At 62.8% G+C, this 12,202-nt stretch carries 12 protein-coding genes; 6 read left to right on the top strand and 6 right to left on the bottom strand.

All coding sequences use genetic code 11. The annotated features are described in order from the left end of the window. Positions 1-145 precede the first annotated feature (145 nt). Positions 146-1,423: an acetyl-CoA C-acetyltransferase gene (locus tag ACCD00_RS21395; protein WP_413427414.1), complete on the bottom strand. Its 1,278-nt coding sequence runs from the start codon at positions 1,421-1,423 to the stop codon at positions 146-148. A gap of 214 nt (positions 1,424-1,637) precedes the next feature. Here ACCD00_RS21395 and ACCD00_RS21390 point away from each other — a divergent pair, with 214 nt between their 5' ends. The 4 genes from ACCD00_RS21390 (at position 1,638) to ACCD00_RS21375 (ending at position 7,049) form a co-directional block, all read left to right on the top strand. Further along, positions 1,638-2,990, top strand: a complete 1,353-nt coding sequence (locus tag ACCD00_RS21390) for a 3-oxoacyl-ACP reductase (RefSeq protein ID WP_413427413.1) — start codon at positions 1,638-1,640, stop codon at positions 2,988-2,990. Between the two features lie 2 nt (positions 2,991-2,992). Further along, positions 2,993-3,877 (top strand): MaoC family dehydratase, encoded by an 885-nt coding sequence (locus ACCD00_RS21385; RefSeq protein ID WP_413427412.1) that lies wholly within the window; start codon positions 2,993-2,995, stop codon positions 3,875-3,877. A 491-nt stretch (positions 3,878-4,368) separates the two neighbouring features. Further along, the gene (locus ACCD00_RS21380) at positions 4,369-4,491 is read left to right on the top strand and encodes a hypothetical protein (protein ID WP_413427411.1); all 123 of its coding nucleotides are present in this window, start codon (positions 4,369-4,371) and stop codon (positions 4,489-4,491) included. Continuing rightward, complete coding sequence (locus tag ACCD00_RS21375; RefSeq protein ID WP_413427410.1) at positions 4,488-7,049, top strand: ATP-binding protein; 2,562 nt, start codon at positions 4,488-4,490, stop codon at positions 7,047-7,049. Before ACCD00_RS21380 ends, ACCD00_RS21375 begins: the two co-directional genes overlap by 4 nt. A 103-nt stretch (positions 7,050-7,152) precedes the next feature. Here the strand turns inward: ACCD00_RS21375 and ACCD00_RS21370 are convergent, their stop codons facing one another. Genes ACCD00_RS21370 through ACCD00_RS21355 form a run of 4 tightly spaced genes read right to left on the bottom strand, consistent with a single transcriptional unit; the run spans position 7,153 to position 9,438 of the window. Next, on the bottom strand, positions 7,153-7,716 hold the full coding sequence (locus ACCD00_RS21370) for a DUF4136 domain-containing protein (protein WP_413427409.1): 564 nt from the start codon (positions 7,714-7,716) through the stop codon (positions 7,153-7,155). A 55-nt stretch (positions 7,717-7,771) separates the two neighbouring features. Beyond that, on the bottom strand, positions 7,772-8,374 hold the full coding sequence (locus ACCD00_RS21365; protein ID WP_413427408.1) for a DUF4136 domain-containing protein: 603 nt from the start codon (positions 8,372-8,374) through the stop codon (positions 7,772-7,774). A gap of 12 nt (positions 8,375-8,386) precedes the next feature. Further along, entirely contained in the window at positions 8,387-9,136 is a 750-nt protein-coding gene (locus ACCD00_RS21360) for a methyltransferase domain-containing protein (RefSeq protein ID WP_008016770.1), read from the bottom strand. Next, positions 9,136-9,438 carry a MazG-like family protein gene (locus ACCD00_RS21355; protein WP_413427407.1) on the bottom strand — a complete coding sequence of 101 codons (303 nt, stop codon included), beginning with the start codon at positions 9,436-9,438 and terminating at the stop codon, positions 9,136-9,138. The genes ACCD00_RS21360 and ACCD00_RS21355 overlap by 1 nt, the downstream gene beginning before the upstream one ends. 179 nt (positions 9,439-9,617) lie before the next feature. On the opposite strand from ACCD00_RS21355, the gene ACCD00_RS21350 reads away from it, so the two are divergent. Both ACCD00_RS21350 and ACCD00_RS21345 read left to right on the top strand, forming a co-directional pair. Beyond that, positions 9,618-9,911: a hypothetical protein gene (locus ACCD00_RS21350; RefSeq protein ID WP_413427406.1), complete on the top strand. Its 294-nt coding sequence runs from the start codon at positions 9,618-9,620 to the stop codon at positions 9,909-9,911. 66 nt (positions 9,912-9,977) lie between these two features. Beyond that, positions 9,978-11,327 (top strand): MATE family efflux transporter, encoded by a 1,350-nt coding sequence (locus tag ACCD00_RS21345; protein ID WP_413427405.1) that lies wholly within the window; start codon positions 9,978-9,980, stop codon positions 11,325-11,327. On the opposite strand, the gene ACCD00_RS21340 is transcribed toward ACCD00_RS21345, so the two are convergent. After that, positions 11,321-12,193 carry an alpha/beta hydrolase gene (locus ACCD00_RS21340; RefSeq protein WP_413427415.1) on the bottom strand — a complete coding sequence of 291 codons (873 nt, stop codon included), beginning with the start codon at positions 12,191-12,193 and terminating at the stop codon, positions 11,321-11,323. The two genes, ACCD00_RS21345 and ACCD00_RS21340, sit on opposite strands and share 7 nt — an antisense overlap. Positions 12,194-12,202: the final 9 nt, after the last annotated feature.

Below are 12,202 nucleotides of genomic sequence, written 5' to 3'. Positions count from 1 at the left end.
CCCCCCTCCACCTTCCCCCCCCCTCCCCGCCGCGCGGGGGGGGGCGGGGCCCCGGCCCCGCCCGGGCCCCCACACCCCACCTTTTCCCCTCACCCCCCCCCCCCCCCCCCCCCCCCCCCCCCCCCCCTCCCACAGTTGTTTGTGTTCAGCGTTCGATGATCGCAGTCACACCCTGCCCGCCCGCCGCGCAAATCGAAATCAGTCCCCGCCCCTTGCCCGCCACATCCAGCAACTTCGCCAGGTTGGCGACGATGCGCCCGCCCGTGGCGGCAAACGGGTGCCCCGCCGCCAGTGAACTGCCCTTGACGTTGAGCTTGCTGCGGTCGATCGAGCCCAGCGCCGCATCGAGCCCGAGACGGTTTTTGCAATATTGCGGATCTTCCCAGGCCTTCAATGTGCACAGCACTTGCGCGGCGAAGGCTTCGTGGATTTCGTAGTAGTCGAAGTCCTGCAAGGTCAGGCCATTGCGCGCGAGCAGGCGCGGTACGGCATAGACCGGTGCCATCAATAACCCTTCCGCACCGTTGACGAAATCCACCGCCGCCGCCTCGCCGTCACGCCAGTAGGCAAGAATCGGTAACCCGCGTGCCCTGGCCCATTCCTCGCTGCCCAACAGCACCAGTGACGCGCCATCGGTCAGCGGTGTGGAGTTGCCTGCGGTCAGGGTGCCCTTGGCGCTTTTCTCATACGCCGGTTTGAGGGCGGCGAGCTTTTCCAGCATGGAGTCCGGGCGCAGGTTGTTGTCGCGGGTAAGTCCCAGGAACGGTGTCATCAGGTCGTTGTGCCAGCCTTCGGCGTAGGACGCGGCCAGTTTCTGGTGGCTCTCGAGCGCCAGTTGATCCTGTGCCTGGCGAGGGATGTTCCAGGTCTGGGCCATCAGCTCGCAATGCTGGCCCATGGACAACCCGGTGCGCGGCTCGCCGTTGCGCGGGAATTCGGGGATCAGATGCTGGGGACGCAATTGCAGGAAGGTTTTCAGTTTGTCGCCGGTGGTTTTCGCGCGATTGGCTTGCAGGAGGATCTTGCGCAACCCCTCGCTGACACTGATCGGCGCATCCGAGGTGGTGTCCACGCCACCGGCAATGCCGCAATCGATCTGGCCCAGGGCAATCTTGTTCGCCACCAGCAACGCCGCTTCCAGCCCGGTACCGCACGCCTGCTGGATGTCATAGGCCGGGGTGGCAGGCGACAGTCGCGACCCCAGTACGCATTCGCGTGTGAGGTTCATGTCCCGCGACAACTTGAGCACGGCCCCGGCAACCACTTCGCCGATGCGCAGGCCATGCAGGTTGTAGCGTTCGATCAAGCCCTCGAGAGCGGCGGTGAGCATCACCTGGTTACTGGCCGTGGCATAGGGGCCGTTGGAGCGGGCGAAGGGAATCCGGTTACCGCCAATGATCGCGACACGGCGCAGCTGGGTCATAAGAGCTCCTGGTGAATGATTCAAAACGAAACCCGCCCCCTGTAGGAGCGAGCTTGCTCGCGATAGCGGCCTGTCAGCTACATTGATGCCGATTGGCTTATCGCTATCGCGAGCAAGCTCGCTCCTACACTAGCGTAGGCCTTATCTCGTGGATCGAACGACTGATCGCCATTCATGGTCCACACTTTCAACCCCAGCTGCTGGAGCGCGTTCCATGTCCGACCGCTATATCGACTTCGCCAACTCGTCCATCGGCCATCGCCTGGTCGGCGCCCTGGGGCTGCCGGCGCCGACCAGACTGGAGCGCTGGCAAGCAGGCCGACTGCGACCTGTAGAAGGTGCGCTGCTGATCGGCGGCGGGCCGTTGGCGGAACACGTCAGCGCCTTCGCCAACCGCCTGACCGACTCGATCTACAGCTACGGCAACGGGCCCTCAATGGCCACGGCCTGGATTCCCGGCCACGGACCGAAACTCAAGGCCGTGGTGTTCGACGCCAGTGATCTGCTGCACACCGACCAGCTCAAGCAACTGCGCGAGTTTTTCCAGCCGCTGATGAAAAACCTTGATCACTGTGCGCACCTGGTGATTCTCGGGCGCGATCCGCAATCCCTGAGCGACCCGTTCGCCGCCAGTGCACAGCGTGCCCTGGAAGGTTTCAGCCGTTCGCTGGCCAAGGAGTTGCGCAGCGGTGGCACCCTGCAATTGATCCATGTCGGCGAAGGTGCCGAGACACAGCTGGAAGGCCCGCTGCGGTTTTTCCTCTCGCCCAAAAGCGCCTTCGTGTCCGGGCAGGTCATTCGCTTGAATCCCTGCTCGACACCCGTCAGCGACTGGACACGCCCGCTCGCCGGGCGCAAGGCACTGGTCACCGGTGCGGCACGAGGCATTGGTGCCGCCATCGCGGAAACCCTGGCCCGTGATGGTGCCGACGTCATCCTGCTCGACGTGCCACCGGCCAGGATCGATCTCGAGGCCCTCGCCGCGCGCCTCGGCGGGCGCAGCATCACCCTCGACATCTGCGCCGAAGACGCTGCCGCGCAGTTGATCGAACAGTTGCCCGACGGCCTCGACATCGTGGTGCACAACGCCGGCATCACCCGGGATAAAACCCTGGCCAACATGACCCCGGAATACTGGGACGCCGTGCTGGCGGTCAACCTCAATGCGCCGCAAGTACTGACCAAGGCCCTGCTCGACAGCGGCGCCCTGCACGACAACGGCCGGGTGGTTCTGCTGGCGTCCATCAGCGGCATCGCCGGCAATCGCGGACAAACCAATTACGCCGCGAGCAAGGCCGGGCTCATTGGCCTGGCGCAAGCCTGGGCGCCGCTGCTCCAGAAGCGCGGCATCAGCATCAACGCCGTGGCGCCCGGTTTCATCGAAACCCAAATGACCGCGCACATCCCCTTCGGCCTGCGCGAAGCCGGACGCCGCATGAGCTCCCTTGGCCAGGGCGGCCTGCCGCAAGACGTCGCCGAGGCCGTGGCCTGGCTGGCGCAACCGGGCACCGGCGCGTTCACCGGGCAAGCGTTGCGCGTGTGCGGGCAAAGCGTTCTGGGGGCTTAAGGATGATCACCGACTGGCACACACTCGACCGCGAACCCGGCCTGCCGGGGTTGTACGCCCGCGCCGCGACACGGCGAAAAATCACCGGCACCACCTTGCCCGACTCGGGTTTGCGTTGCTGGGTCGATGTCGATCCCAAGCGCCTGGCGGCCTATCGCAAGGTCTGTGGTTTCGCCGACAACGGCCTGCTGCCGCCGACCTACCCGCATATCCTTGGCTTTGCCTTGCAGATGCAATTGCTCACGGCCAGGGAGTTCCCGTTCCCGCTGCTGGGCCTGATTCACCTGAGCAATCGCATTCGCGTACTGCGCCCCATGGGCGGGGTAAACCGGGTGCGCGTCAGCGTTCAGGTGCAGAACCTGCAACCACACGCCAAAGGCGCGACCTTCGATTTGCTGACCACCCTCGACGATCAGTTGGGGCCATTGTGGGAAGCGCAAAGCCGGATGCTCTGTCGCAGCGCCAAACTCCAGGGCGAACCGCTCGAAGAGCAACTGGCAAGCAGCCTGGCCTTGACCGAAGTCGAACACTGGAAAGCGCCGTCGGACATCGGCCGGCAATACGCCAAAGTGTCCGGAGACTACAACCCGATCCACCTGAGCGCAGCCAGCGCCCGACTCTTCGGCTTCCCGACCGCCATCGCCCATGGCCTGTGGAACAAGGCACGCACCCTGGCTGCACTGGCCGTGCATCTGCCAGTGGCGAATGTCGAGATCGCAGTGCAGTTCAAGAAACCGGTACGGCTACCCAGCGAGGTGACATTGCTGGCCAGTGCACCGGGGGCGAGCGGGGACTTTCAACTGACGGGTACCGGGGGCCTGGAGCACATGGTCGGACATTGGCGGCCGGTGGCCGGCCTGATCGCGATTGAACGCGTTTCCCTGTAGGAGCGAGCCTGCTCGCGAAAAACGCCAGGACAGCGTGGGCATTCAGGCAGCCCGCGTCATCGTTGACGTCCATCGCGAGCAGGCTCGCTCCTACAGAAGAGCAGAGCAAAGCAGATCGGCGTACGCAGGCGCTTTTCACCATTCAGCAGGCCGAGCGTTAGCTCGCCTGTCGCTCTTGATCTTGATCCACCCGCCCCCCTCGGGAGGCTGAGCGGAGGGCAATGCCCCCGGATGAATGCCGGAGCGAAGGAACCCCGAGCCCTGGCGAGGGGCCGGACGTTCGGGGCGAGCGTTTTTTTGCTTACTTTTTTTGAGGCGCTTGTCAAAAAAAGTGAGTCGCCGTAAGGGCGAAACCATCAGCAGCCGTTACCGCAGAAACGGATAGTCAGCCAGATCAGTAGGACAAAGCTCTGCATTCGGTAAAAAACGTCAGCTTTGGCTGAATGATTCTATGCTGACATTACTCAGTGTTGGTCAGGGTAGACACACTCATGAAAGCCAGCCTCCCCCACAAACAAAATGGCGCAGCCATCCCGTTCCTGAACCTGTCGGGCATCGGTCGGGTGCCGAATCTGCCGGCGACCCTCACGGCCAGTGCGAGCCTGCGACTTTGAGTGCCGGCGACAAACTCTTCGGGCGCCTGCTCAACCGCCATCCGCCGCCCCCGCCGGAGCCGCAAGAGACACAGCGGGTGCCCAGTTTCGGCTTGCAGATACAGCTCGATGCCGAGGGGCGTGTCGTTCAACTGAGCGGTCCGCTACGGCACCTGTTGACTCAGCAAAGCCCCGGCACGCAGGCACCGCACCTGCTCGACTTCCTGTTGCCCCACAGCAGCCTCATCATCGAAGGTGTACCGGCAGACTGGCAGGGACAAACCCTGGACCTGGACTTCTACAGCCTCAACGGTCCGCCACTGCATTTGCGCGGCTGGGTGCAACCCTTGACCGATGCCTGGTTGTTGCAGATGCTCGACATCGGCGACTTGCTGCTTGAGCGCCGGCAATCGCGCAACCGCGAACAATGCCAGGTGCTGGCAATGCACATCACCGAGCAGTTGCGCCTGTGCAGCCTGACGCGCCTGCCCGAAGTGCTCGGCGAACAACTGCAAAGCCTGGCCCAGCGTTTTCAGATTCCCTGCATTGCCCTGGCCTTGCTCGATGAGCAGGGACAGGGTTGGCAGATTCACCAACACTACGTAGCCCTCGATGCTCCACAACTGTGGCAAAACGGCCAACGCCTGGGCACGGGGCTGGACAGTTTGAGCGGTTCGACGCCGCAGCACCTGACCCTGCGCGAACACCCGCGCCTGCAAGGGACCTTCGGCAATACCGATGGCTTCGCCGTGCCCTATCACGATGCGCAAGGCGTGGTTGCCTGGTTGCTGTGCGGTTTCTATACGGCGCACCAACGCGCCCCCGATGTCACTGAGCGCGACTGGTTGCAAATCACCGCTGCGCTCGCCAGCCCCTTGCTCGAACGCCTGCGCGAACACCGGCATCATCTGCAACTGGAACGCCTGGAATCGCTGCAAGCATTGCTGGGCACAGGCTGGTGGGAAGTTTTCAGCGACAGCGACGAGTTGCAATTGGCACCTTCGCTGGCCACGACCCTGAACCTTGGAGCGACACGTTTATCCGTGCAGGATTTGCTCGACAAGGTGTATCCCGCCGACCGCGAAGAGCTGCGCATCCGCCTGCAAGACTTGCAGGTGTCGGGCATGCCGCTGCTGTTGTGCGTGCGCCTGTATCACCCCGACGGTGCACCCGAACCGATCTGGTATCGCCTGCAAGGCCAGGCCCTGGGCGCGGGGAAAAAACGTCGGCTGGTGGGTTTCATGCTCGACATCAGCGACATCAAGAACCAGGAGCAGAGCGCCGCCGCTGCCCATGCACGCCTGGACAATCTGATCGCCAGCTCACCCGCGGTGATTTACGTACAGCGCTATGTCGAAGGTGCGTTGCAACCGGTGTTCTTCAGCGACAGCCTGTTGCCGCTGCTTGGCTGGACCCTCGCCGACTGCGCGCCCGGAACACTGGTGGAGCGGGTGCATCCCGACGACCGCTTGCAGTATTTCGAGCGCACGCGGCAGTTACTGCGTGAAGGCTCGGTGCGCGCCCGCTATCGGATGCGCGACAGCCGCGGCGACTATCACTGGCTGCTGGATGAAGCGAAGCTGTTGCGCGATGACCTCGGTTTGCCGGTAGAAGCCGTGGGCCTGTGGCTGGACGTCACCGAAGCGACCCTCGCCACCGAACAGGTCAGGCAGAGTGAGGAACGCTACCGGACTCTGGTGGAAGACTCTCCGGCGATGATCTGCCGCTACCAGCCGGACCTGACCCTGACCTTCGGCAACCGTCCGTTGGCCACTTATCTGGAACTGGCGCCCGAGCAATTGCCGGGGATGAACCTGGGTAGCTTGATGTCCGAGGAACAGCGCGATGCGTTCATCCAACGGCTGAACCAACTGAGCCCCGAGGTTCCGGTCAGCACCGCCGAGATCAACCTGCAACTGCCCGGCCACGAACACGCCTGGTGGTTCTGGTCCGATCGCGGGGTATTCGATGAACAGGGCCGGTTGCTCGAAGTTCAGGCCGTGGGGCGCGACAACACCGAGGTGCAGCGCGCCGCGCGGGTGGTGGATCACATGCGGGTGTTCGGCCGCCGCTCGGAAATCGAGCAGCAACCGTTCAACCCGGCCCTGGCCATCGAAGGCGCGCTGTCGCTGTTGTCCGAGGGCATGCGCGGCAAAGGCATCGACCTGCGCACCAACGAGACCGGTTTTGAAGTGCAGGTGCGCGGCTACGTCGATCAGCTTGAACAGGTGCTGATCAACCTGATGGTCAACGCCCGGGACGCGCTGCTCGGCAAGCGCGAAACCCGGCCCGGGTTCAAGCCGTGGATTTCGCTGCACGCCGAACGGGATACGCACTCGGTACGCCTGTGGATCGAGGACAATGGCGGCGGTATCGACCCGCGTTTGCTGGAGCGGATTTTCGAGCCGTTCTTCACCACCAAACCGGCGGGCGTCGGCACCGGCCTGGGGCTCTCGGTGAGCTACGGCATCGTCGAAAACATGGGCGGCAGACTGAGTGTCAGTAACTCCACCGAGGGTGCGCGTTTCTGCATCGAGCTGCCGATTGTGCTGCCGGATCAGATCACCAGTGACAACTGAGGTTGGCACCCACCTCGACTTTGCTCAGGTCGATCCCCAGGCTCGCCAGTGTCGAGCATAAAAAACCCCTGTGGGAGCACAGGGGTTGAGAGGCCGGCTGATTCTAGGATGCGTGCGGTGGGTAGTTGGCCAATATCCGCGTGACCGTTTCCCAGATGGCATCGCGACGATCCGTCGGGTTCGGCGTGCGGCTGAGTATCTGTTCGTCACTGCCGCGCCACACCAGCTTGCCGTCCTTGCCATCGAGCATGTCGATCTGGATAGTCGCTACCTTGTAGCTGACATTGCGGGTTTCGTTATACATGGGGGCGCCGTAGTAGCCATGCCACGGGTTACCCCAAGCGCCGCCGTAATTGGTGGTCACCTGTTGTTGCCGCTCTTCGACAATCAGGTAGGTCTGCACATTCAAATCGCCCTTGGCGCCTGCGGCGGCCGGGCGCAAACCGCGCTGATCCAGTTGATCGGCAACCGCCTGACGGATGCGCTGTTCGGTCAGGTCGCTCTTGATTCGTGGATCATCGGGACGGTATTGCAGGGCGGGTTCTTTCCACGTCCAGCTGCGATAAGCAGCAAAATCGCGGCTGGCGTCGAAGTCATGATTGACCTGGTTGGCGGCGCAGGCACTGAGCAGCGCGACCACTGCCAGTAATGCAAAACGGCGGAACATGGTGATTCTCCGATTGAAGGCATGATCCTGTGAAATGCTTCTTATCTACAAGAAGCTAACTAGGAGGATACGCCGACATTGCCTTTTCCACAGCCTCCCGTATCGCGTCGGCCCGCTCGCTTTCGCTGCCCCGGTTGCCGGTTTCAGCGCTCGAGCTCCATACCGGCTGGCCACTCCTGGCGTCAAACATATCCACCTGAACTACCACGACCTGTTCCGAATAGGTACGCACAATCGGCACGCTGCCGTACATGCCGTATCCCGGCCCGTAGCCGCTGTAACCGCCGTAGTAACCGTAATCGTCCCGGACCTGGCGCAAGCGGGTTTCCAGGCGCAGATCGGCGCTGACAAACAGGTCGGCCGGGCGATTGTCGTGCAACGGGCGCAAGCCGCGTTGATCCAGCGCATTGCTGACCGCTTCGGCGACCTGCGCCGAGTCGGCCCAGGCGGTGCCCGGTGGCAGGTGCCCGTCGAGCCACGCCCAACTGCGGTAGCGCCCATAGTCACGGGGGGCTGCCGGGTAAGCGCTGCGGTCAAAGGTGTTGGCGGCCTGGGGCGGTGCCGGTGGCAAAGGGTTGGACGTGGCGACATAGGGGTTGCTGCCCTGACAAGCGGCCAGCCCCAGGCAGAAAAGCAGTAAACCTGAATGACTTTTCATTGCGTGCTCCGATCAGACAGGCCGACAGATCCAGTGCAAGTAACGCCCAAGCCCGGCAAAGCTCGGATGACGACGGTGGGCCAGTTCCATTTCCAGCAAGTCCACCAGCTCGGCGCGAGCCTGGAATTCCACCGGCATGTAATCGTGAAAAACCCGCACTCCACTCTCTGATTCGACCCGCCACAGGCCTTCAAGTTGCGCCGCCAGCTCGCGTGGATCAAGGGGTTGCTGCGGGGTCAGGCTCTGCTTTTCGCCGGCCATGTCGTTCTTGCGCATCTTGCGGAAATGGCCCTTGAGCAAGTTGCGATAAATCAACGCATCGCGGTTGTAAAACGCCAGGGACAGCCAGCCGTCCGCCTTGGTCAGCTGATGCAGCACCGGCAGGATGGCATGGGGTTCGGCCAGCCATTCCAGCACGGCGTGGCACAGCACCAGGTCGTAGGGTTCGGTGAGCTGCCCGAGCAGCTCCTGCCAGGGAGCCTGAATGAACGTGGCGCTCTGCCCGGCTTCGGCAAAACGCTGGCGGGCCCCTTCGAGCATCGGTTCGGCAGGCTCGGCGAGGGTCACCTGATGGCCACGCTGGGCCAGCCACAACGACATGTGGCCAAGGCCGGCGCCGATGTCCAGAACACGCAGCGGCCGGTCGGGCAGGATTTCGGCCAGATCGGCCTGCAACACCGCCAGACGGATCGCACCTTTGGCACCACCGTAGATTTTTTCGGCAAAACGGGTCGCCAGTTGATCGAAATGACGGTCGCTCATCAGCTGAACCTCCGTTCGCTGTCCGCCAGCTTGCTGCGCACCACGGCCTCCATGTCCAGGCCCAGCTCGCTGCACAACAGCAACAGATAAAGCACAATGTCACCGACTTCCTGCCCGGCGTGGGCGAGTTTATCCGCTGGCAACTGGCGTGACTGGTCTTCGGTCAGCCACTGGAAAATTTCCACCAGCTCGGACATTTCCACACTCGCGGCCATGGCGAGGTTTTTCGGGCTGTGAAATTGCTGCCAGTCATTGCGGTCACGGATGGCGTGCAGGCGTTCGGTCAGTTCAACAAGGTTCATCGGGCTCTCCTGAAGATGTATAGCTTCGGGGGGATGACCGAGGATGGCAAGTGACAACGTTTTTCGGGTGGGAGCGAGCCCGCTCCCACAGGACCGGTGCAACGCTCTATGCTTGTGGGAACCCGGCAGCATGATCGACAGCCCAAGACTCGATTCTCTTTAATCAGGACTCCCACTCCATGCAGGTAGAAGGTTTTTCCGAATGGCTCGGCCAGGTACTTGGCTCGATCATCCGCTTCATCGTTGATAGCCTCAGTGGGCTGTTCAATCTGTTGAGCAACGCCAGCAGCAATTTTGTCGAAGGCTTGTCCCAGGCGCTGGGCATGGATACCTCGGTCGTCAGCATCGTGACCTTGATCCTTGGGCTGATACTGATGTGGTCGGCGATCCGTGCATTTCTCAATGCGTCGTTCATCATGGGGATCATCTGGCTGATGCTGGGGCTTTGGTTATTTAGCTGGATCATTCACTGACCCCACAATTGATCGCGGCTTGCTCTCGATGTGCCGCTACAATGCCCGCTCCTCCAAGGAGCCTGCATGTCCAACCTGACCGCCGACTGGCGCGACCGCCCTACCCATCGCCGGGTCTGGGCACTCGCCGCGCCGATGATTCTTTCGAACATTTCCGTACCGTTGGTGGCACTGGTCGATAGCACCGTCATCGGCCACCTGCCCCACGCCCATCAACTCGGAGCCGTTGCGGTCGGGGCCAGTCTGTATACCTTCCTCGCCTGGGCCATGGGTTTTCTGCGCATGGGCTCCACCGGGTTCGCCGCCCAGGCAGCCGGGCGCGGGGATGGTGCGGCCTTGCGACAGATTCTGCTCCAAGGCCTGTTGCTCGCCATCGGCCTGGCCGTGGTGTTGGGTGCGGTGGGGGTGCCATTGAGCGGGGTCGCGTTGCACTTCATGCAGCCGTCGGCGGAGCTCGATCAACTGACCCGCGAGTTCTTCCACACCCGCCTGTTTGGCCTGCCGGCGGCGCTCGCCAGTTATGCCTTGGTCGGCTGGTTTCTCGGCACCCAGAATGCCCGGGCGCCACTGGCGATTTTGCTCAGTACCAACCTGGTCAACATTGCCCTGAACCTGTGGTTCGTCCTCGGCCTGGAATGGGGCGTGGCGGGTGCTGCCCGGGCCTCGGTGATTGCCGAATGGACCGGTGCACTGATCGGTTTGCTGATGACTCGCAAAGCCCTGCGCGCCTACCCCGGGCATATCGCCTGGACGGCATTGGCGCTGTGGCAGAGTTGGCGGCCATTACTGGCGGTCAACCGCGACATCTTCATCCGCAGCCTCGCGCTGCAATCGGTGTTTTTCCTGATCACGGTGCAAGGCGCGCGGTTGGGCGACGCCACGGTCGCAGCCAATGCCTTGCTGCTCAACGGATTGCTGCTCACCGCCCACGCCCTCGATGGCCTGGCCCACGCCGTCGAAGCCCTGTGTGGGCATGCGCTCGGCGCCCGCGACCGCGATGCCCTGCGCCGTTCATTGGTGGTGGCCGGCGGCTGGTCGTTGCTGGCGAGCCTGGGCTTTGCCGCGCTGTTTTTGTTCGCCGGGCATCTGTTCATCGAGATGCAGACGGACATTCAGAGTGTGCGCGACACCGCGTTCATTTACCTGCCCTACCTCGCCGTATTGCCGCTGATTGCTGTCTGGAGCTACCTGCTCGACGGTCTGTTCATCGGCGCCACCCGCGCCAGGGAAATGCGCAACGGCATGCTGCTGACCGTGGCGCTGGTGCTGCCTTTCGGCTGGGCGTTGCAAGGCTGGGGCAACCATGGCCTGTGGATAACCTTTCTGTTGTTCATGCTGCTGCGCAGTCTGACCCTTGGCGTGATCGCCTGGCGCCTGCGTCGTCACGATGGCTGGTTCGTCGGCAGCACTCACTGAACGGGCGTGGCCCCGACAAACGCCGAGACTTCATCCAGCACTGGCGCCAGTCCACGCAACGGACGGGATAACGTGGCCACCAGCGTGGCGTGACTGGTGCGGGAGAAATACAGGTCCTGCACCGGCACCCCCGCCTCCCGCAACTTTTTCGCCAGCCCACCGGTATTACGCGTCGGGTTGACCACGTCATCGTCACTCGAAGCCATCAGCAATGCCGGCGGCGCTCCTCGGCTGACATGGTTGATCGGTTGTGAGCGAGGCGGCGAGTCCGGCCAGAAAAATACCGGGCGTACCTCCGGATTCTGGATCGGCAAGAAATCATAAGGCCCGGCCAGGCCGATCCAGCCGCGCAAATCATGGGGCGACATGCCCACTGCCGCGAGCAGGCCGGGGTCCAGTGCCAGCATTGCGGCGTTATAGGCCCCGGAACTGTGGCCCATCAGATACAGCTGTTGCGGGTCACCGGAATACTGGCGAATGTGTTCATGAGTCCAGGCCACCGCTTTGGCGCAGTCTTCGAGAAACAGCGGATAGCGCACCTGTGGATACAAGCGATAGTCCGCCAGAACCGCGACGATGCCCCGCGAAGCCAGTGCCTCGCCGACAAAGCTGTAGTCACTGCGTGAACCGCTATTCCAGCTGCCGCCGTAGAAAAACACTACCACCGGGGTGTTCGGCCCGGCCTTGCGTGGCACGTACACATCCAGCTTTTGCCGTGGATCGTTGCCATAGGCAATGCCCTCGGCCTTGCCAAAAGAACCGTCGGGGGTCAAGGCATTGAGCATTTCCAACGGCGAACAGGCGATTACCGTGGCCAACATCAGGCCAGCGAATGCCACGCATAACAGCCGCCAAACAGGCCGCATCATCAATTT

This window comes from Pseudomonas sp. Pseusp3 (genome assembly GCF_047304225.1).
Taxonomy (GTDB): Bacteria; Pseudomonadota; Gammaproteobacteria; order Pseudomonadales; family Pseudomonadaceae; genus Aquipseudomonas; species Aquipseudomonas fluorescens_CD.
The sequence above is the reverse complement of the archived record's forward strand: the minus strand, read 5'-3'. Positions and strand labels throughout refer to the sequence as shown.